Below are 18,696 nucleotides of genomic sequence, written 5' to 3'. Positions count from 1 at the left end.
CCGCGGCGGCGACGCAGTGCGCTTCCTGGACCGCACAGCCCAATGGGTCCCCCGGACAAGCCGGGGGATGACGATCGAGAAGGGGTGAGCGCCGCTACAGCTTGTGCCGCTGGCGCCACTGGTCGCGGGTCATCTCCCAGTAGACCGACCGCCGCACCGTGCCGTCCGGCCGCACGGCGTCGCGTCCGCCCATGCGCACGAAGCCCGCGCCGTCGATCCCCTTCTGCGCGCGCACATTGTCGAGCGCCGAGGTCAGGCACATGAGCTGCACGCCCAGGGTCTCGAAGATCCAGCCGAAGGTGTGCGCCATGCCGGCGCCGCCCTGGCCCCGGTTCTGCATGTCGGCGCGGACGGCGCCGGCCAGTTCCGCCGACAGGTGCTCGGGCCAGACGGTGATGCGGGAGTAGCCGGCCACCGCGCCGGCGTCGTCCAGGCTCACGATCAGCAGCGCCTCGCCCGCCAGCATCCGGGCCTGGCTCTCGGCCACCCAGCGGGTGACGCTGTCGGGGGTGATCGGGCGCGGCAGGTCGTAGATCGGGCCCGAGACGCGCGGGTCCGACAGGAGCTCGACCAGCCCGGCCACGTGCCGCAGGTCGGCCCGCTCGCGGCGCGGGCCCAGCGTCGCCACGTCCACGGTGCGGACGCGATGGCGAAGGGCCTCGGCCTGCTCCTGAGAGGCCTGGATGACGGTCTTCGGCGGCGCGCTCACGAGGCGGCCAGGCGCATCAGCGCCTCGCCGTCCAGCCGCCGCACGGTCCAGTCGGTCATCGCGCCCGCGCCCAGCGAGTCGTAGAAGGCGATCGAGGGCGCGTTCCAGTCCAGCACCGCCCACTCCAGCCGCCCCAGGTCGGCGTCCACGCACCGCTGCGCCAGCCGGCGCAGCAGCGCCTTGCCGGCGCCCAGGCCGCGCGCCTCCGGCCGCACGAACAGGTCCTCAAGGTAGATGCCGGCCCGCCCGCGGAAGGTGGAGTAGTTGTAGAACCACAGCGCGAAGCCGACGGCCGTCCCGCCCGCCTCGGCGATGTCGCAGAAGCAGCGCGGGTTCTCGCCGAACAGGTCCCGGCGCACGTCCGCCTCGGTCGCCTCCACCTCGTGCAGCAGCCGCTCGTACTCGGCCAACTCCCGGATGAACTGCAGGATCAGCGGCGTGTCGCCCATCGTCGCCACCCGAACGGTGACCGTGGCCTTCGCGCCGCTCCCGTCGCTCACAGCCGCGCTCCGGTGGTCTCTTCCGAGATCGCCCACAGCCGCCGGGCCGCCTCCGGGTCGAGCGCGTGCGGCATCACCCCTTCGAAGGGGCTCTCCTGGCTCCACGGAAGAGCCTGGTTGCAGTTCTCCAGATAGAGCCCGCCCACGCCCTCCAGCTCGTCGCCCACCGCCGCCCAGACGCTGGTGGCCGCGCCCTGCTCGGTGGACTTGAAGCGGTCGTTCAGCCTGCCGGTCTCGTCCATCCAGCCGAAGCCGATCATCTCCTCGCGGCTGAGGTGCCGCTGCAGCGGCGTCATGATCCCGCCCGGCATCACCGCATTGGCCGTCACGCCCAGGTCGGCGAAGCGCTCGGTGAAGCCCACGGCGAACAGCGAATTGGCCGTCTTCGCCTGCCCGTAGCTCTCCCACTTGTCGTAGGGCCGGTTGCGATAGTGGATGTCGTCGAACACCACGCCGCCCCGCCGGTGGCCGATGGACGACAGCGAGACCACCCGGCTCCCACGCCCTTCGTCGGCCGCGTTCATCAGCCCCCGCGCCAGCAGCATGGCGAGCAGGAAGTGGCCGAAGTGGTTCGTGCCCACCTGCATCTCCAGGTCCTGCGCCGTGTAGGCCAGCGGGCAGGCCATGACCCCGGCGTTGTTGACCAGGATGTTGAGCGGCCTGTCGCCCCAGGCCGTGGCGAACGCGCCCACCGACGCCAGGTCCGACAGGTCGACCCGCCCGACGCTGACCTTGCCCCCGCCCGCCCGGTTGATCTCGTCGGCGACCGCCTGGCCGGCGTCGGTGTTGCGCACCGCCAGCATGACGTCGGCGCCCGCCTCGGCCAGCGCACGGGCCGTCTCGACGCCGATGCCGGTGGCCGCCCCCGTCACGATGGCGCTGGCGCCCGCCAGGTCGTGCCCCGCCACGACCTCGCGCGCCGTGCTCCTGGCCCCGAAGTCCGAAGTGATCCGTTCGCTCATGCCATCCCCTCGCAGCCGCCTGTCCCACGGCCCTGGGCGGCAGCCTTACGCCGCCGCGCGGTACCAGTCGACGCCCGAGGCGTCCCGCTCCCGCACCGCCTGGCCGCGGGCCAGCAGGCAGTTCAGGTGGGCCAGGCCCTCGCCCGTCGCCATCCCCAGCAGGTACTCGTCGATCTTGCGCCGGAACAGCACGTGGAAGACGTCCACCACCCGCTTCGGCTCGGCGATCAGCGCGTGCAGCCGTGTCAGGCCCCGCTCATGCCCGCCGATCAGGTGGTCGATCCGCGCGTGCAGGCCCCGGAACGGGTCGTTGTGCGCCGGCAGCACCAGCACGTCGTCGGGGATCTTGCCCTTGATCCGCTTCAGCGACGTCAGCCAGTCGGTCAGCGGGTCGCCGTCGGGCTCGGTCGGGAACACCGACACGTTCGACGAGATCTTCGGCAGCACCTGGTCGCCCGAGATCATCAGCTTCAGGTCGGGGCACCAGAGGCAGGCGTGCTCCGGGCTGTGGCCCGATCCGACCACCACGCGCCAGGCGTGGTCGCCGATCTTCACCTCGTCGCCGTCGTTCAGCCGGTGGAAGCTGTCGGGCAGCGCGTAGAGCCCGCGGCCGAACCCGCCGAACTTGGCGCGATAGTTCTCCAGCGCCTCCTCGTCCCAGCCCGCGGCGCGGAAGAAGCGCACCGCGTCCTCCGGCGCCTCGCGCCCGGTGTCGGCCGCCAGCGAGCGGCAGGTGATGTACTCCAGCCGGGTGATCCACAGCCGCGCGTCGAACTTGCGCGTGAGGTAGCCGGACATGCCGATGTGGTCCGGGTGCATGTGGGTGACGAACACCCGCGTCACCGGCTTGCCGCCCAGCGGACCCGCCAGCGCCGCGCGCCAGGCGTTGCGCGTCTCGATCCCGCTGATGCCGGTGTCGACGATGGCCCAGCCCGCCTTGCCATCAGGCGTTTCGTCGGCCAGCGCCCAGACGTTGATCCACTGCAACGCCCCGCCCAGCGGCATGCGCAGCCACTTCACGCCCGGCGCGATGTCCACCGCCTCGCCCAGCTTCGGCGCATGGTCGAACGGATAGGTCAGCTTCGGACGGTGGCTCTCCCACGTCCCCTGTTCGATCCCGTCCCGCACGCGCCCACTCCCACGGATAGCTCGCCGCAGTATCCGCCCCTCCCGCTGCGGAGGGCAACACCACGCGCGCATTGACTGACGCGGGGGGCAGCCTGTTGGCTGCGCGCCGACAATACAGAGGAACGCCATGGTCCAGCTCGCAGAACGCCCCGATGCCGCGCTTGCCGCCCGGCTGGATCCGCTGATCGACGCCGCGATCGCCGAGGGCCGGCTCGCCGGGGGCGTCTGCCTCGTCGCCCGCGACGGCGCCCTGGCCTACGCCCGCGCCGCCGGGAAGGCCGACATCGAGGCCGGCCGCGCGATGGAGACGAACGCCATCTTCCGCGCCTCGTCGCTCACCAAGCCGATCGTCACCGCCGCCGCCCTGGCGCTGGTGGAAGACGGCCTGCTGAAGCTCGACGACCCGGTCACGAAGTTCCTGCCCGACTTCAGGCCGCAGTGGGACGGCCAGGCCCCGCCGATCACCATCTTCCAGCTCCTCACCCACACCGCGGGGCTCTCCTACGGCTTCATGCAGCCCATCGACGGACCTTATCTCCAGCTCCAGGTGTCCGACGGCATGGACCAGCCGGGGCTCGGCTTCACCGAGAACCTGAAGCGGATCACCGAGGCGGGCCTGATCTTCCCGCCCGGTGCGGCCTGGCTGTACTCGGTCGGCATGGACGTCCTGGGCGCCGCCATGGAGCAGGCGGCCGGGAAGACCCTGGGCGAGGTCGTGGCCGAGAAGGTGACGAAGCCCCTCGGCATGGCCGACACCGGCTTCCACGTCGCCGACAGCCGCCGCCTCGCCAAGGCCTACGCCGACGGCCCGCCGCCGATCCCGATGGGCGAGACCCACGTCGTCCCCTTCGCCGAGCTCTCGGGCATCCGCTTCGCCCCCGACCGCATCTTCGACAAGGCGTCGTTCCCGTCCGGCGGCGCGGGCATGGCCTGCTCGGCGACCGACTTCATCGGCTTCCTGGAGACCATCCGCCGGGGCGGCGCGCCCATCCTCTCGGGCGAGACCGCCAAGGCGATGGTGACCAACCAGACCGGCGGCCACGCCATCGTCATCAGCGGCCCGGGCATGGGCTTCGGCTTCGGCGGCGCCGTGGTGCTCGACAACGCCGCGTCCGGCTCGCCGCTGCCGAACGGCTCGTGGCTCTGGGGCGGCGTCTACGGCCACACCTGGTTCGTCGATCCCTCCCGCAACCTCACCTTCGTCCTCATGACCAACACCTCCACGGAGGGCATGAGCGGCGCGCTCTCGCAGGCGGTGGTCGCGGCGGCGGCGGCCGCCTGATCCCACACTTGTCATCCCGGTTTTGGCGCAGCCAAAGACCGGGACCCAACCATCCGGTGCTCCGCGTCGGCGCTCCGGCCCCCGCGATCGAGGCCACCCACAACGTCAGAGCGCCGGATGGTTGGGTCCCGGTCTTCGCGTGCCGCGAAACCGGGATGACAAACGAAGAGGAGGCGGTAGGAGTAGCGCATCTTCGGGAGGGGTTATCGATGTTCAGGTTCGCCGCCGCACTGGCCGCCACGGCCGCGCTCGCCGCCACGGCGCAGGCCGCCCCCAAGGCCCCGGCCGACACCGGCGAGGCGCAGTTCCGCGAGCTCTACAAGGAGCTGGTCGAGACCAACACCACCTTCTCCGCCGGCGACTGCACGCTGGCCGCCCAGCGCATGGCCGACCGCCTGAAGGCCGCGGGCTTCGCCGACAGCCAGCTCACGGTCTTCACCCCGCCGGGCAAGCCCAAGGACGGCGGCCTCGTCGCCGTCTTCCCGGGCAAGGACCCCAAGGCCAAGGCCGTCCTGCTGCTCGCCCACATCGACGTGGTCGAGGCCAGGCGCGAGGACTGGGAGCGTGACCCGTTCAAGCTGGTCGAGGAGAACGGCTACTTCTACGCCCGCGGCGCCAGCGACGACAAAGCCCAGGCCGCGATCTGGACCGACCTCTTCGTGCGCTTCAAGCGCGAGGGCTACCAGCCGCGCCGCACGCTCAAGGTGGCGCTCACCTGCGGCGAGGAAGGCGGCGGCCAGGTCAACGGCGCGCGCTGGCTGGCCGAGAACAAGCGCGACCTCGTGGACGCGGCCTTCGGCCTGAACGAAGGCGCCGGCGGCGGCCTCGACGCGCCCGGCGGCAAGCGCGTGGTCCACAACATCCAGGCCGGCGAGAAGAGCTCGTTCAGCTATCGCCTCGAGGCCACCAACCCCGGCGGCCACTCCTCCCGCCCCGTGCCCGACAACGCCATCTACCAGCTCGCCAAGGCCGTCGACCGGATCGCGGCCTACGAGTTCCCGGTGCAGATGAACGACACCACCCGCGCCTACTTCACCCGCATGGCCGGCGTGGTGGGCGGCGAGCGCGGCGCGGCGATGACCGCCATCGTGGCCAACCCCGGCGACAAGGCGGCCAACGCCCTGCTCAGCACGGACGCCAACGACAACGCCATCCTGCGCACCACCTGCGTCGCCACCCAGATCCAGGGCGGCCACGCCCAGAACGCGCTGCCCCAGCGCGCCACCGCCACCATCAACTGCCGCATCTTCCCGGGCGAGACCGCGGGCCAGGTGCGCGACACGCTGGTCAAGGTCATCGGCGACGCCAAGGTCAGTGTCTCGACCGTGCCGCTCGACCGCGTCGACGCCAAGCCCGCCCCGCCGCTCACGCCCAACGTGCTCGGCCCCATCGAGAAGGTGTCGCAGGCCATGTGGCCGGGCGTGCCGGTCGTGCCGATCCTGCAGGCGGGCGGCACCGACGCCCCGGCGTTCATCGCCGTCGGCATCCCGGTCTACGGCGTCTCGGGCCTGTTCTACGACCCCGACCTCGGCGGCATCCACGGCCTGAATGAACGCATCGGCGTCACCTCCCTGATGGAGGGCCGCGAGTTCAGCTACCGGCTGGTGAAGATGTACGCCGAGGCGAAGGACTGACCCCGCCACCTCTCCCTTTCGCTCGTCATCCCCCGGCTCGTCCGGGGGACCCATTGGGCTGTGAGCTAGAAGTCCGGTCACAGCCCAGTGGGTGGCCCGGACACGCCGGGCCATGACGTTCCTGAGGGTCTGCAATTGACCACCCGCCTCTGGATCGCCTCCCATCACGACGCCGGCCTGGGGCACGGCGGCTGGGCCTTCGTGCGCGCCGATGCGGCAGGCCCGGTCGGCTGGGCCGGCGGCGAGCGTCGCACCACCCGCGCCCGCATGGCGCTCAGCGGCTTCGCGGCGGCGCTGAAGGACGCACCTGGCGGCGCGCCGCTGGCCGTCGTCGCACCCCGCGCCGACGCGCTGGTCCTGCACACGCTCCTGAAGCCGCCTGCCGACCCACCGCAGGACGACCCCGACCTGCGCGCCACGCTGGCCAAGGCGCTCGCCGGCCGCGCCTGGACGCTGGCCCTCGGCGACCCGGCGGGCCCCACGCCCGCCGCCTTCGCCGCCGCCTGGGCCGAGACCGCCGCCGCCAAGGCCAGGCGCGGCGGCGCCTTCGCCGTGGCCATTCCGAAGGTCAACCTGGCCAAGGCCAAGGGTCTGTAGCCGATCCGAAGGGATTGTTAGCCTTTCGGGCGCAACCTCACGGCGACCCGTGTCCCACAGGAGCTTGCGCCCATGGCCAAGCTGATCGGCGCCCGCCGCACCCCCAGCGACCATTTCGAGCCCGACGACGACGTCGATCCCAAGGCCCAGCGCAACCTGCGCGGCCACCTCGAGCAGATCGACTACGCCGCCTATGCCGCCAACAGGAAGCTCCTGAGCGGGGCCATGGGCGCCGTCGAGGGCGAGCGCATCCACAAGCTGGCGTCGGCCTGCGCGCTCGCCCGCACCCGCTGGGTCGTGGCCGCGCTCGCCATCAGCGAGGAGGCCGGCGCCCCGACGCGCGAGCAGATCGCCGGCCTCGTCCACCTGCGCGCCACCTACGACGAGCTCGCCGCCGCCTACGACGGCCTGCGCCGCATGGTCGAGCGCGGCTACCTCACCTACGCGCCCGCGGAGGAGTAGGGCCGGCGCCTCAGGCCGCCCAGGCGGCGGCGAAGCGGCGGAGGAGGGCCATGGCGGCGCTGTCGGCGACGCCGGGGGCGGCGGTGAGGCGCACGAACAGGCAGCCCCGGGCGCGGCGGCCGCGGGCCGGCAGGCCCTCGCCCTCGACGCGGACCAGGCCGCGCTCGGCGGCCCTGGCGTCGATCCAGACGCTGCGCGGCCCGATCGGCGTGTCGAGGCTGATCCGGCCGCCCTTCTTCAGCGTGGCGGCGGGAACCGTCACGGTCATCCAGACGTCGTCGCCACGGACCAGTACGCCGTCTTCGGCGCGGATGTAGACGCAGAGCTCGGCGCCGCCGGCGGCCACCTTGTCGCCCGAGCGGAGGCCCGGCGGCAGCGTGATGCGGATGGCGCGGCCGTCCGGGAAGTGGTGGTCGACGTCGCCGCCCTCGAGGGCCAGCTTCGGCGTGATCTCGAGGTCCGGATCGGGCGCGGCGCGCGGGCGGACCGGCGGGGCGACGTAGCGTTCGGGGTGCTGCAGGCGCTGGTAGGCGTCGACCACCTGGCGGAAGGCGCCGGCGTCGCCGCCGGTGTCGGGGTGGGCCCTGCGGGCGGCCTCGCGGAAAGCGGCGCGGACCTCGGCGGGGGTCGCGGCCGCCGTCACGCCCAGCACCTCGCGGGCGTCCCTCATCGACATCTCGGGCATCGGCCGAGTCATGAGCCCGGACGTTAGGGTGAACGGCGTCAACGCGCGGTTAAGGCCAGTTCGGCGCGCGCGCCCCCTCGCAACGCCGGGGGCGGGCGCGGTATAGGGCGAGGGTGACCGACAAGACCCTCATCCCCGCGTCGCCCAGCGAGGACGACTACGTCCGCCAGGTGGCCGCCGCCGAACCGCCGCCGCTGCTGAGCGAGGCCGACCCGATCGCGCTGTTCAGGGACTGGTTCGCCGAGGCCGTGGCGAAGGAGGCCAACGACGGCAACGCCATGGCGCTGGCCACCGTCGACGCGGACGGCATGCCCGACGTGCGCATGGTGCTGCTGAAGGACGTCGATGCCTCGGGGTTCGTCTTCTACACCAACCTGGAGAGCGCCAAGGGCCGGGAGCTGGCGGCGCATCCGAAGGCGGCGCTGCTGTTCCACTGGAAGTCGCTCAGGCGGCAGGTGCGGGTGCGCGGGGCCGTGACCCGGACGACCGACGCCGAGGCCGACGCCTACTTCGCGACGCGGGCGCGGCCGGCGCAGATCGGGGCGTGGGCGAGCGACCAGTCGCGGACGCTGCCGGACCGCCTCGCGCTGGAGAAGAGGATCGCCGAGATGGGCCTGCGGTTCGGGCTGGGGAAGGTGCCGCGGCCGCCGCACTGGTCGGGCTTCCGGATCGCGCCGCAGTCGATCGAGTTCTGGCGCGACAGGCCGTTCCGGCTGCACGAGCGGCTGGTGTTCGAGGCGGCGGATGGCGGATGGACGACGCGCAGGCTGTTTCCTTGAGCTTCGCCAGGCCCACGGCGCTGGAAGCGGAGCTGATGGCGTGGTTCGCCGGGCGGACCGAACGGACCATCGACACCGCCTGCGCCCACGTCTTCCTGGGGGCCGAATCAGCCTGGAAGATCAAGCGCCACGCCGACCTGGGCTATGCCGACTTCTCCACCCCCGGACTGCGCAAGTGGGCGCTGGACCGCGAGCTGGAGTTCAACAGGACCGCCGCGCCCGACATCTACCGCGCGGTGCGTCCGATCACCCGTGAGGCCGGCGGCGGCTTCGCCATCGACGGGTCGGGCGAGACGGTCGAGCACGTGTTGGAGATGCGCCGCTTCGACGAGCGCGAGGTGCTGGCGGCCAGGCCCGAGGCGGTGGACGGCGACCTGGCCGAGGGGCTGGGCCGCACCATCGCGGGCTTCCACGCCGCGGCGCCGCTCAGGCCCGAGGGCGGGTTGACGGCGCTCAGCTTCACGGTCGGCTCGAACGCCAGGCTCCTGCGCGAGACCTGCGACGGGCTCGACCAGGGCCGCGTCGAGGCGATGATCGCGCTGACCGAGGCCGAGCTGGAGAAGCAGGCGGCGATGCTGGCCCGGCGGGCGGCGAACGGCTTCTCGCGCCGGTGCCACGGCGACCTGCACCTGGGCAACATCCTGATGGAGAACGGCCGGGCGATCCTCTTCGACTGCATCGAGTTCAGCGACGTGCTGTCGGACCTGGATGTCCAGTACGACCTCGCGTTCCTGCTGATGGACCTCGACTTCCGCGGGCGGCGCGACGCGGCGGTGCGCGCGCTGTCGGGCTACATGGACGAGGCGGCGCGGCGGTTCCCGGCGGAGATCTGGGACGGGCTGGCGGCCCTGCCGCTGATGCTGTCGGTGCGGGCGGGCGTGCGCGCGCACGTCTCGGCGCACTCGGGCGATCCGCAGACCGCGCGGGCCTATGTCGAGGCGGCGATCGCGCACCTGTCGCCGGCGGCGCCGGTGCTGGCGGCCGTGGGCGGGCTCTCCGGTTCGGGCAAGTCGCGGTTCTCGCGGGCGATCGCGCCGGCGCTGGGCGCGTCTCCGGGCGCGGTGATCCTGCGCACGGACGAGGTGCGCAAGCGGCTGCTGGATATTCCGCCCACGGCGCCCCTGCCGGGCGAAGCCTACACGCCCGACGCCCAGGCGCGGGCCTACGACGCGCTGTTCGACAGCGCGCGCGCCATGCTGCGGGCCGGCCGCGCGGTGGTGCTGGACGCGACGTTCCTGGACCCGGCGCTGCGGGCGCGCGCCGAGGCGCTGGCGGCGGCGTGCGGCGTCCCCTTTCGCGCCGCCTGGCTCGACGCGCCGCTGGCCGTGCTGGAGGCGCGTGTGGCGAACCGCAGGGGCGACGCTTCGGACGCCACCGTCGAGGTGCTGCATCAGCAGGTGGAGCGCCTGAAGGCCCAGACGCTCGCCTGGCCGACCGTCTCCACCGAAGCGCCCAAGGACGCGGCGGCGAAGGCGTGGCTGAGCTCCACCCCTTGAACGTCATCCCGGGCCATGACGTTCAGTTGTGAGGGGGCGGGCGTTGCGGAACCGGCGTCGGCTCTCTAAGCGTAGTCAGTAACTTACAAGCGATAAGTTTCGGGAGGCGCGCCCATGCTGGGGCTGATGCAGAACTGGCCGCTGACGGTCGACAAGATCCTCGACCACGCCAGGAACTGGCACGGCGACCGCGAGATCGTGACCCGCTCGGTCGAGGGGCCGGTCGTGCGCACCACCTGGGCGGGCGTGCATGGGCGGGCCAAGCAGCTTTCGAACGCGCTGAAGGGGCTGGGCGTGAAGCACGGCGACCGGGTCGCCACCCTGGCCTGGAACACCGGCCGCCACCTGGAGGCCTGGTACGCCATCATGGGCATGGGCGCGGTCTGCCACACGCTCAACCCGCGCCTCTTCGCCGAACAGCTCTGCTACATCGTGGGCCACGCCGAAGATCGGATCATCTTCACCGACCTGACCTTCGTGCCGATGCTCGCCGAGAACCGGGACAAGATGCCGAGCGTCGAGCACGTCGTGGTCATGACCGACCGCGAGGGCATGAAGGGCGTGGACCTGCCGGGCGCGCTCTGCTTCGAGGACCTGGTCGATAGCGGCGCCCCCGACTTCGAATGGGGCGGCTTCGACGAGAACATGGCGGCGGCGCTCTGCTACACCTCGGGAACGACGGGCAATCCGAAGGGCGTGCTCTACTCGCACCGCTCGAACTTCCTGCACACGCTGGTGACGCTGGGCGTCGACGTGATGGGGCTGTCGGCGAAGGACACCGTGCTGCCGGTGGTGCCGATGTTCCACGCCAACGCGTGGGGCCTGGCGTTCAGTTGCGCCGCGGCCGGCTGCAAGCTGGTGATGCCGGGGCAGAAGCTGGACGGGCCGTCGGTGCATGAACTGCTGGAGACCGAGGGCGTGACCTTCTCGGCGGCGGTGCCGACCGTGTGGCTCGGCCTGCTGCAGCACCTGCGCGCCACGAACGGCAAGCTCTCGACCCTGAAGCGCGTGGTGATCGGCGGCTCGGCGGTGCCCGAAGCGATCGTGCGCGGCTTCCGCGACGAGCACGGCGTCGACGTGACCCACGCCTGGGGCATGACCGAGATGTCGCCGATGGGCACGCTGTCCGCGCCGACCGCGAAGGTGGCGGCGATGAGCGACGAGGACCAGCTCCGCTACAAGCTGAAGCAGGGCCGCCCGCCGCTGGGCGTGGAGATGAAGCTGGAGGACGACGCCGACAAGCGCCTGCCGCACGACGGGGCCACCTTCGGCCGCCTGCTGGTGAAGGGCCCCGCCATCGCCGGCGGCTACTTCAAGGGCGACGGCGGGAATATCCTGGACGCTGAGGGCTTCTTCGACACCGGCGACGTCGCGACCATCGACGGGCAGGGCTACATGCAGATCACCGACCGCGCGAAGGACGTGATCAAGTCGGGCGGCGAGTGGATCTCGACCATCGAGATCGAGAACATCGCCGTCGGGCATCCGACCGCCGCCAACGCCGCGGTGATCGGCGCCTATCACCCGAAGTGGGACGAGCGGCCGGTCCTGCTGGTGCAACTGAAGCCCGGCGAGACGGCGACCCGGGACGACTACCTCGGCTTCCTGGAAGGCAAGATCGCCAAGTGGTGGACCCCCGACGACGTGGTCTTCGTCGACGACATCCCGCTGGGCGCCACCGGAAAGATCGACAAGAAGCTGATCCGCGACCGGATGAAGGACTACGTGCTCCCGACCGCGAAGGTGGCGGAGAAGGCGTAGCGCCGCCGACGCCGGAATGATCGCGCTCACCGAAGCCGCGCCGGCCGACCACCCGGCCGTCATCGCCATGACCAACCGGGCCTACCGCGCGCCGGCCGGGCAGGCGGCGTGGAAGGTCGAGACGCTGGTGGGCGGGCAGCGGATCGACGCCTCGCTGCTGGCCGACGACCTGGCGCGGCCCGGCGCGCGGCTGCTGATCTGGCGCGAGGGCGGCGAGCACCTGGGCCATGTGCGGCTCGACGCGGCGGACGGCGCCTGGCGCCTGGCCATGCTGACCATCGACCCCGACCGCCAGGACGGCGGCCTGGGGCGAACGCTGCTGGCGGCGGCCGAGGCCTTCGCCCGGGCGCACGGCGCGCGGACCATGCGCCTGAGCGTGGTGCATCAGCGGCCCGAACTGATCGCCTGGTACGCGCGGCGCGGCTATGCGGTCACCGGCGAGACCGAACCCTGGCCCGACGGCGACGACCGCTTCGGCGTCCCGACCCAGCCGGGGCTCTATTTCAACGTGCTGGAGAAGGCGCTGTGAGCGCTGATGCGACGGGCGACGCGGCCGCGCCCTACCACGCGCACATCTACCACGAGCCCGGCCAGCGGGCGGTGTCCGACGCGCTGCACGCGCGGCTGACGGCGCTGATGGCGACGCTCCCCGGCCTCGCAATGGTGGGCAAGCTGCGCGAGGAACCGGTGGGGCCGCACCCGCTGCCGCAGTTCGAGGTCCATTTCCTGGCGCGGGTGCGGCCGCAGATGGTGGCGCTGATCGAGGCCTCGGGCCTGCGGGCGCTGGTGCATCCGCTGACCGACGACGACCTGGCCGACCACACGACGCTCGGGACCTGGCTGGGCGGCCCGCCGCTGGACCTCGACCTTTCGGTCATGGACCCGCCCGGCCGGAACCAGGGCGTCCCGCGCTTCGGCAAGGTCGACTTCTAGCCGCCGCAGGCCTTGCGGCGGTCGAAGGCGAAGCCGCCTTCGCCGTGGGCGCCGACCACCGACGGCCTGCGCATCTCCCTGGGCGGCCCGGGCAGGCGGTGCTGCGGAGCGCGCTGGAGGGCGTCGCGGCGCTGGTCAGCGGGACGCCGGCGCCGCGGACGGTGGCCTGACTCCAATATCTTGAACGTCATGGCCGGGCTTGTCCCGGCCATCCATAGACGCCGACTGGTGGAAGTGCATGGCGCCGCCGCTCAGCCCCGTCCGGCCCGCTCAGTGTTCATGGGTGGCCGGGACAAGCCCGGCCATGACGTTCAGAAGGGGAGGCGCCTAACCCGCAAGCCGGTAGACGCTGTCGGGGCCTGGCGGGCCGTCGGTGGCGAGGGCGCCCTCGCGGACGAGGTGGATCAGGCCGGCCAGCATGGAGCGGGCGGCGGCGGGGTGGAGGCGCGGGTCGACGTCGGCGTAGAGGCGCGGGACGAGGTCGTTGATGCGGGCGGGGCCGGCCGCAAGCGCCGTCGTGAGCTGGTCCAGGCGTTCCTGGCGGTGCTCGGCATAGGCGGCGATGAAGGCGTCAGCGTCGCGGATCGGCGGGCCGTGGGTGGGCCAGAGCACGTCGAACCGGCGACGCCGGATGTCGGCGAGGCTGGCGAGGTAGTCGGTCATGTCGCCGTCGGGCGGGGTGATCACGGTGGTCGACCAGCCCATGATGTGGTCGCCGGTGAAGCAGGCGTTCTCTTCGCGCAGGCCGAAGCAGATGTGGTTGGAGGTGTGGCCGGGGGTGGCGATGGCGTCCATCGTCCAGCCGGCGCCTTCGATCACCTGGCCGCCGCCGCAGAGGCTGATGTCGGGCGAGAAGCCGAGATCGTGGCCGGCCTCCATCCTGACCCCGCCGTCGTCGTGGTCGTGCGCGGCCACCGCGCAGCCGTGGATCGGCGCGCCCGTCGCGGCCTTCAGCGGCCCGGCGAGCGGCGAGTGGTCGGAATGATGGTGGGTTATCAGGATGTGGCTGACGGTCTCGCCCTCCACCGCCTTCAGGATGGCGTCGAGGTGGGCCGGATCGTCCGGGCCGGGGTCGATCACCGCCACCTGGCCCCTGCCCACGATGTAGGTGCCGGTGCCCTTGAAGGTGAAGGGGCCGGGATTGTCGGCGGTGACGCGCCGGATCAGCGGCGAGACCTGGTCGCAGCGGCCGTATTCGATCTCGATGTCGCGGACGTAGGGGATGCTCATCCCAGGACCCCGGAGAGGTCGTAGCCGGCGTCGCGGCCGAGGGCGATCAGCTCGCTGCGGCTCTTCTCGCCCGCGCTCGCCTGGCCGAGCGACCACGTCACGATCGAGCGCGTGCCCGAGCGGCAGAAGGCCAGCACCGGCGCCTCGGCCTCGGCCAGCAGCGCCTGGGTCTGCTCCACCTGCGCCGGCGTCGGCCCGCCGCTCACCGGGATGTGGTGGTAGGCGAGGCCGGCGGCCTTCGCGGCGGCCTCCATCTCGGCGCTCGTCGGCTGGTCGGGCGATTCGCCGTCGGGACGGTTGTTGATGATCGTCCTGAAGCCCTGGCGGGCGGCCTCGGCCACGTCGGCCACGCTGATCTGCGGGGCGGTCGTGAACTCGTCGGTGACACGTCGGAAGTCGCTCATGCGGAAGCCTTAACAGGAGGGCGGAGGTTTCGTTGACATCATCGGGGGTGGGTGGAAGTTTCGCAACGTCCCGGCCGCGCGCGGCCCATTCTCCCGCAAGGCGTCCCGAGCCCCATGCTGCGATACATCGGCCAGCGGCTCCTCGTGGCGATCCCGACGCTGTTCCTGGTGGTCACCGCGGCCTTCTTCATGATGCGCGCGGCGCCGGGCAGTCCGTTCGACTCCGACCGCAAGCTGCTGCCCGAGATCGAGGCCAACGTCCTGGCGCAGTACGGCATGAACAAGCCGCTGGGACAGCAGTACGTCGACTATCTGGCCGGCGTCGCGAAGGGCGACCTGGGGCCGTCGCTGAAGTACCGGGACAAGAGCGTCCTCGACATCCTGAAGGAGAACTACGAGCCGTCGCTCAAGCTGGGCCTGTCGGCGATCCTCATCGCCGCGATCGTGGGCGTCAGCCTGGGCGTGATCGCGGCGCTGCGGCAGAACCGGACGGCGGACAACGTGGTGATGGCGGTGGCGATCCTGGGGGTCTGCATCCCCACCTTCGTGACGGCGCCGCTGCTGGTGCTGGTGATCGCGTCCAAGCTCGGGTGGCTGCCGACCGCGGGGTGGAACGACGGGGCGCTGGCCAACCTCGTGCTGCCGGTGACGGTGCTGGCGCTGCCGCAGATCGCGATCATCTCGCGGCTGACGCGGGCGGGGATGATCGAGGTGCTGGGCGCCAACTACATCCGCACCGCCCGCGCCAAGGGCCTGCCGGAGAGCCTGATCGTGCGCAAGCACGCGCTGCGCGCCGCGATCCTGCCGCTGGTGAGCTACCTCGGCCCGGCCTGCGCGGGGCTGATCACCGGCTCGCTGGTGGTGGAGAAGATCTTCAACCTGCCAGGGCTCGGGAAGTTCTTCGTCATCAGCGCGCTGCAGCGCGACTACACGGTGGTGATGGGCATGGTGATCTTCTACGCCGCGCTCATCCTGGTGCTGAACCTCCTGGCCGACCTGCTCTACGCCGTCCTCGATCCGCGGGTGCGGCTGGCATGAGGCGCGCGCCCGTCGCCTCCGCCCCCGCCGTGAAGGGCCGCAGCCTGTGGGACGACGCGCGGCGGCGGCTGCTGCGCAACAGGGCCGCGGTGGCCAGCGTGGCGACGCTGGCGCTGCTGGTGCTGGCCGCGGCGGTCGGGCCGTATCTCACGCCCTTCGCCTACGACCAGGTCGACAAGGCCGACGTGTGGATGCCGCCGCTCACGAACGGGCACCTGCTGGGCACGGACGCGCTGGGGCGCGACCTCCTGGCCCGGCTGCTCACGGGCCTGCGCGTCTCGCTGGCCATCGGGCTGGTGGCGACGACGGTCTCGCTGCTGATCGGCGTGGCCTGGGGCGCGACCGCCGGCTACGTGGGCGGCAAGCTGGACGAGGCGATGATGCGGATCGTCGACGTCCTCTACTCGCTGCCCTTCATCTTCTTCGTGATCCTGCTGATGGTGACCTTCGGGTCGAACATCGTGCTGATCTTCGTGGCCATCGGCGCGGTCGAGTGGCTGACCATGAGCCGGATCGTGCGCGGCCAGACCCTCACGCTGAAGAACAAGGAGTTCGTGGAGGCGGCGCGCGCCGCGGGGCTCGGCCGAACGGCGATCGTCGCGCGGCATATCGTCCCGAACCTGCTGGGACCGGTGGTCGTCTACGTGACGCTCACGATACCAGCGGTCATTCTCGCGGAGAGCTTCCTGAGCTTCCTCGGGCTGGGGGTGCAGCCGCCGATGGCGTCGCTGGGCGTCCTGATCGCGGGGGGCGCCTCGGACATGGAGCTCGCGCCCTGGCTGCTCGTGTTCCCGTCGCTGGTGATGGTCGTGACCCTGATGTGCTTCAACTTCATCGGCGATGGCTTGCGGGACGCCATCGATCCCAAGGACCGGTGAACGTGGTCGGGGGGCCGCAGTCGTCACCGGAGCAGCATCTGGCCGACGCCGTGGCGGCGATGCGGCGGGGCGATTCCGCCGGCGCCCTGCGGTGCGTCGGCGAGGCCGAGGCGCTGGCGCCGCACGATCCGCACGTGAAGATGCAGAAGGCGCTGATCTTCCGCATGAGCGGGGCGCTGCCGGCGGCGCTGTCGGCGCTGGACGAGGCGCTGGCGCTGGATCCGTACAACTTCCTGGCCCTGCTCTCGAAGGGCGCGGTGGTCGAGAAGCTGGACGGCGCGCGGGTGGCCGCGAAGGTCTACGAGAACGCCCTCAAGCTGGCCCCGGCCGAAGCCAACCTGCCGCCGAACCTGAAAAGCCCGCTGGCCCGCGCGCGCCAGGTGGTGGAGGAGACCCGCGAGGCGCTGGCCAGGTATCTCGCCGACCAGGTGGGGTCCATCGACGCCGCCGGCAGCGAGCTGGCGCAGAAGCGGCTGGAGGAGGCGATCGGCGTCTACGCCGGCGTCCGCAAGGTCTACCAGCACGAGCCGCTGCTGCTGCACTACCCGCGCCTGCCGGCCATCCCGTTCTATCCGCGCGAGCTGTTCCCCTGGCTGCCCGAGCTGGAGGCGGCGACGCCGGTGATCCAGGCCGAGCTGGCGGGCGCGCTGGCGACGCGGATGGACGCGTTTGCGCCCTACATCCAGTTCCCGGCCGACGCGCCGGTGAACCAGTGGGAGGAGCTGAACCACTCGCGGCGCTGGAGCTCGCTGTTCCTCTGGAAGGACGGGGCGCGCAACGACGCGGTCTGCGCGGCGTGCCCGGAGACGGCGGCCTTGCTCGAGAAGCTGCCGCTGGCGCACCAGCCGGGCTTTGCGCCCACGGCGATGTTCTCGGCGCTGGAGGCCAGGACGCGCATCCCGGCGCACACGGGCTCGACCAACGTGCGGCTCCTCTGCCACCTGCCGCTGGTGCTGCCGGGGCCGGCGCGGTTCCGGGTGGGCAACGAGACCCGCGCCTGGGAGATGGGCAGGGCCTGGGTGTTCGACGACACCATCGAGCACGAGGCCTGGAACGACGCCGACCAGCTCCGCGTGATCCTGATCCTCGACGTCTGGAACCCCTACCTGGAGCCGGGCGAACGCGAACGCATCAACGCCATGATGGCGGCGCGCAACGCGTTCTACCGCGGCTAGAAACCTGCCCTGCGCAGCAGGGCAATCGCATATGGATGCGGGCGGCCGAAAGGCCGTCAGTCGAACCGCAGAGATCGAGATACGCGGAGGCTTTCCCCGTTTGTCATCCCGGTTTGGGCGTAGCCCAAGACCGGGACCCAACCGTCCGGTGCGTCGATGGTTGGGGGCCGGCCCCTGGCGAGCGGGGCCGGATAACAACCTCAGAGCACCGGACGGTCGGGTCTCGGTCTTCGCCTGCGGCGAAACCGGGATGACAATCGTGGGAGAGCTTCTCTGCGCATCTCCGCGATCTCTGCGGTTCATGACTCGGGCGGACAAGCCGCCCACAAGCCATATGCGATCGCCCTCCCCTGCGCAGCGGGGGAGGTTCGCCGCTAGTCCGTGCGCTTGGCGCGGAAGGCGCGCTGGTTGTCGACGGTCATCAGGAAGCTGCCCAGCGAGGCCTTGCGGATCTTCACGGGCATGCCCTGCTTGGGCGTCTTGAAGAGTTCGGTGGCGTCGATCTGGGCCCAGGTCGCGCCGTCCTCGAGCTTGATGATCCAGCGGCCCATGCTGTCCTGGCGCGCCGCCATGACGACGCCGGTGACGTTCTCCAGGTCCTCCTGCGTCTCGCCCTTCTCGAAGAGGGTGATCGAGGGCAGGGAGAAGCCGAAGGCCTGGCGGCGCACCTTGCGGGCCTGCTCGCGGTCGACGACGACGATGTCGCCCTTGGCCTCGGCCTGGTCGAGCGCGGCCGTCGCCTCGTCGTAGCAGGCGAGGCGGGCCGCATCCTCGGTCAGCTTCCGGCAGTCCACGAGCGCCTGGACGATCGCGGCGCGGCCGCCCTCCGCCTTCGGCTGGGCGCCTAGGGACGCCACGCCCGTCACGGCCGCCAGAACCAGGCCGAACGCGGCCGCCGCAAAGCGCTTCATGGACCAAACCCCGATTGACGCACCGCCCCATTAAGCGGCGCCCGGCGGCCGGCGCAACGGGGCGTGTCGAAGCCCTGCCGCCTGCGGCTGCGGATTCGCGGTTCCGCATGGGGAAGCGGGGTCGGAGCCGGC

At 71.8% G+C, this 18,696-nt stretch carries 21 protein-coding genes; 12 read left to right on the top strand and 9 right to left on the bottom strand.

All coding sequences use genetic code 11. The features are described 5' to 3' along the window. Positions 1–94: 94 nt before the first annotated feature. Genes KF737_RS11630 through KF737_RS11615 form a run of 4 tightly spaced genes read right to left on the bottom strand, consistent with a single transcriptional unit; the run spans position 95 to position 3,299 of the window. On the bottom strand, positions 95–709 hold the full coding sequence (locus KF737_RS11630; protein ID WP_296454601.1) for a GNAT family protein: 615 nt from the start codon (positions 707–709) through the stop codon (positions 95–97). Next, on the bottom strand, positions 706–1,158 hold the full coding sequence (locus KF737_RS11625; RefSeq protein WP_296454666.1) for a GNAT family N-acetyltransferase: 453 nt from the start codon (positions 1,156–1,158) through the stop codon (positions 706–708). The genes KF737_RS11630 and KF737_RS11625 overlap by 4 nt, the downstream gene beginning before the upstream one ends. A 47-nt stretch (positions 1,159–1,205) precedes the next feature. After that, entirely contained in the window at positions 1,206–2,171 is a 966-nt protein-coding gene (locus KF737_RS11620; protein ID WP_296454599.1) for an oxidoreductase, read from the bottom strand. 45 nt (positions 2,172–2,216) lie between these two features. Further along, positions 2,217–3,299, bottom strand: a complete 1,083-nt coding sequence (locus KF737_RS11615; protein WP_296454597.1) for an MBL fold metallo-hydrolase — start codon at positions 3,297–3,299, stop codon at positions 2,217–2,219. A gap of 127 nt (positions 3,300–3,426) precedes the next feature. Between KF737_RS11615 and KF737_RS11610 the strand changes: the two genes are divergently transcribed. From KF737_RS11610 to KF737_RS11595, 4 genes are all read left to right on the top strand, one after another. Continuing rightward, complete coding sequence (locus tag KF737_RS11610; RefSeq protein WP_296454594.1) at positions 3,427–4,581, top strand: serine hydrolase; 1,155 nt, start codon at positions 3,427–3,429, stop codon at positions 4,579–4,581. Positions 4,582–4,790: 209 nt separating this feature from the next. Next, the gene (locus KF737_RS11605; RefSeq protein WP_296454592.1) at positions 4,791–6,215 is read left to right on the top strand and encodes a M20/M25/M40 family metallo-hydrolase; all 1,425 of its coding nucleotides are present in this window, start codon (positions 4,791–4,793) and stop codon (positions 6,213–6,215) included. 135 nt (positions 6,216–6,350) lie between these two features. Then, on the top strand, positions 6,351–6,812 hold the full coding sequence (locus tag KF737_RS11600) for a hypothetical protein (RefSeq protein ID WP_296454591.1): 462 nt from the start codon (positions 6,351–6,353) through the stop codon (positions 6,810–6,812). Positions 6,813–6,884: 72 nt separating this feature from the next. Beyond that, entirely contained in the window at positions 6,885–7,274 is a 390-nt protein-coding gene (locus KF737_RS11595; protein WP_296454588.1) for a hypothetical protein, read from the top strand. Positions 7,275–7,284: 10 nt separating this feature from the next. On the opposite strand, the gene KF737_RS11590 is transcribed toward KF737_RS11595, so the two are convergent. Next, positions 7,285–7,971, bottom strand: a complete 687-nt coding sequence (locus KF737_RS11590) for a DnaJ domain-containing protein (RefSeq protein WP_296454586.1) — start codon at positions 7,969–7,971, stop codon at positions 7,285–7,287. Between the two features lie 101 nt (positions 7,972–8,072). Between KF737_RS11590 and pdxH the strand changes: the two genes are divergently transcribed. From pdxH to KF737_RS11565, 5 genes are all read left to right on the top strand, one after another. Then, positions 8,073–8,738, top strand: coding sequence for a pyridoxamine 5'-phosphate oxidase (gene pdxH, locus KF737_RS11585; RefSeq protein WP_296454584.1), 666 nt, complete (start codon positions 8,073–8,075; stop codon positions 8,736–8,738). Further along, a complete protein-coding gene (locus KF737_RS11580) occupies positions 8,735–10,234 on the top strand; it encodes a bifunctional aminoglycoside phosphotransferase/ATP-binding protein (RefSeq protein ID WP_296454582.1) in 1,500 nt (499 codons plus the stop codon). The genes pdxH and KF737_RS11580 overlap by 4 nt, the downstream gene beginning before the upstream one ends. Before the next feature lie 114 nt (positions 10,235–10,348). Continuing rightward, positions 10,349–11,995 carry a long-chain-fatty-acid--CoA ligase gene (locus KF737_RS11575; protein ID WP_296454580.1) on the top strand — a complete coding sequence of 549 codons (1,647 nt, stop codon included), beginning with the start codon at positions 10,349–10,351 and terminating at the stop codon, positions 11,993–11,995. A 16-nt stretch (positions 11,996–12,011) separates the two neighbouring features. Then, complete coding sequence (locus KF737_RS11570) at positions 12,012–12,524, top strand: GNAT family N-acetyltransferase (RefSeq protein ID WP_296454578.1); 513 nt, start codon at positions 12,012–12,014, stop codon at positions 12,522–12,524. Continuing rightward, complete coding sequence (locus KF737_RS11565) at positions 12,521–12,928, top strand: DOPA 4,5-dioxygenase family protein (RefSeq protein WP_296454576.1); 408 nt, start codon at positions 12,521–12,523, stop codon at positions 12,926–12,928. The genes KF737_RS11570 and KF737_RS11565 overlap by 4 nt, the downstream gene beginning before the upstream one ends. On the opposite strand, the gene KF737_RS11560 is transcribed toward KF737_RS11565, so the two are convergent. The 3 genes from KF737_RS11560 to KF737_RS11550 form a co-directional block, all read right to left on the bottom strand. Then, on the bottom strand, positions 12,925–13,119 hold the full coding sequence (locus tag KF737_RS11560; protein WP_296454574.1) for a hypothetical protein: 195 nt from the start codon (positions 13,117–13,119) through the stop codon (positions 12,925–12,927). The two genes, KF737_RS11565 and KF737_RS11560, sit on opposite strands and share 4 nt — an antisense overlap. A 136-nt stretch (positions 13,120–13,255) precedes the next feature. Next, positions 13,256–14,158: an MBL fold metallo-hydrolase gene (locus tag KF737_RS11555; protein ID WP_296454572.1), complete on the bottom strand. Its 903-nt coding sequence runs from the start codon at positions 14,156–14,158 to the stop codon at positions 13,256–13,258. Beyond that, a complete protein-coding gene (locus KF737_RS11550) occupies positions 14,155–14,562 on the bottom strand; it encodes a TIGR01244 family sulfur transferase (RefSeq protein ID WP_296454570.1) in 408 nt (135 codons plus the stop codon). Before KF737_RS11550 ends, KF737_RS11555 begins: the two co-directional genes overlap by 4 nt. A 114-nt stretch (positions 14,563–14,676) precedes the next feature. Here KF737_RS11550 and KF737_RS11545 point away from each other — a divergent pair, with 114 nt between their 5' ends. From KF737_RS11545 to KF737_RS11535, 3 genes are read left to right on the top strand one after another with little or no spacing between them, the layout of a single operon-like run. Then, the gene (locus KF737_RS11545) at positions 14,677–15,600 is read left to right on the top strand and encodes an ABC transporter permease subunit (protein WP_296454568.1); all 924 of its coding nucleotides are present in this window, start codon (positions 14,677–14,679) and stop codon (positions 15,598–15,600) included. After that, positions 15,597–16,478 (top strand): ABC transporter permease, encoded by an 882-nt coding sequence (locus KF737_RS11540; protein WP_296454566.1) that lies wholly within the window; start codon positions 15,597–15,599, stop codon positions 16,476–16,478. The genes KF737_RS11545 and KF737_RS11540 overlap by 4 nt, the downstream gene beginning before the upstream one ends. Next, complete coding sequence (locus KF737_RS11535) at positions 16,475–17,653, top strand: aspartyl/asparaginyl beta-hydroxylase domain-containing protein (RefSeq protein ID WP_296454564.1); 1,179 nt, start codon at positions 16,475–16,477, stop codon at positions 17,651–17,653. Before KF737_RS11540 ends, KF737_RS11535 begins: the two co-directional genes overlap by 4 nt. A 374-nt stretch (positions 17,654–18,027) precedes the next feature. Here KF737_RS11535 and KF737_RS11530 read toward each other — a convergent pair whose 3' ends face one another. Continuing rightward, positions 18,028–18,564 (bottom strand): hypothetical protein, encoded by a 537-nt coding sequence (locus KF737_RS11530; protein WP_296454562.1) that lies wholly within the window; start codon positions 18,562–18,564, stop codon positions 18,028–18,030. Positions 18,565–18,696 lie beyond the last annotated feature (132 nt).

It is taken from the genome of Phenylobacterium sp. (assembly GCF_019636135.1).
Lineage (GTDB): Bacteria > Pseudomonadota > Alphaproteobacteria > Caulobacterales > Caulobacteraceae > Phenylobacterium.
This window is presented reverse-complemented; position numbering and strand designations above follow the sequence as displayed.

Excerpts from the sequence above, each read along its gene's own strand:
- KF737_RS11530 (WP_296454562.1), bottom strand. The coding sequence starts at position 18,564 with ATGAAGCGCTTTGCGGCGGCCGCGTTCGGCCTGGTTCTGGCGGCCGTG.
- KF737_RS11560 (WP_296454574.1), bottom strand. The coding sequence starts at position 13,119 with ATGACGTTCAAGATATTGGAGTCAGGCCACCGTCCGCGGCGCCGGCGT.
- KF737_RS11605 (WP_296454592.1), top strand. The coding sequence starts at position 4,791 with ATGTTCAGGTTCGCCGCCGCACTGGCCGCCACGGCCGCGCTCGCCGCC.
- KF737_RS11625 (WP_296454666.1), bottom strand. The coding sequence starts at position 1,158 with ATGGGCGACACGCCGCTGATCCTGCAGTTCATCCGGGAGTTGGCCGAG.
- KF737_RS11540 (WP_296454566.1), top strand. The coding sequence starts at position 15,597 with ATGAGGCGCGCGCCCGTCGCCTCCGCCCCCGCCGTGAAGGGCCGCAGC.
- KF737_RS11575 (WP_296454580.1), top strand. The coding sequence starts at position 10,349 with ATGCTGGGGCTGATGCAGAACTGGCCGCTGACGGTCGACAAGATCCTC.
- KF737_RS11550 (WP_296454570.1), bottom strand. The coding sequence starts at position 14,562 with ATGAGCGACTTCCGACGTGTCACCGACGAGTTCACGACCGCCCCGCAG.
- KF737_RS11620 (WP_296454599.1), bottom strand. The coding sequence starts at position 2,171 with ATGAGCGAACGGATCACTTCGGACTTCGGGGCCAGGAGCACGGCGCGC.
- KF737_RS11610 (WP_296454594.1), top strand. The coding sequence starts at position 3,427 with ATGGTCCAGCTCGCAGAACGCCCCGATGCCGCGCTTGCCGCCCGGCTG.
- KF737_RS11555 (WP_296454572.1), bottom strand. The coding sequence starts at position 14,158 with ATGAGCATCCCCTACGTCCGCGACATCGAGATCGAATACGGCCGCTGC.
- KF737_RS11545 (WP_296454568.1), top strand. The coding sequence starts at position 14,677 with ATGCTGCGATACATCGGCCAGCGGCTCCTCGTGGCGATCCCGACGCTG.
- KF737_RS11590 (WP_296454586.1), bottom strand. The coding sequence starts at position 7,971 with ATGACTCGGCCGATGCCCGAGATGTCGATGAGGGACGCCCGCGAGGTG.
- KF737_RS11570 (WP_296454578.1), top strand. The coding sequence starts at position 12,012 with ATGATCGCGCTCACCGAAGCCGCGCCGGCCGACCACCCGGCCGTCATC.
- KF737_RS11595 (WP_296454588.1), top strand. The coding sequence starts at position 6,885 with ATGGCCAAGCTGATCGGCGCCCGCCGCACCCCCAGCGACCATTTCGAG.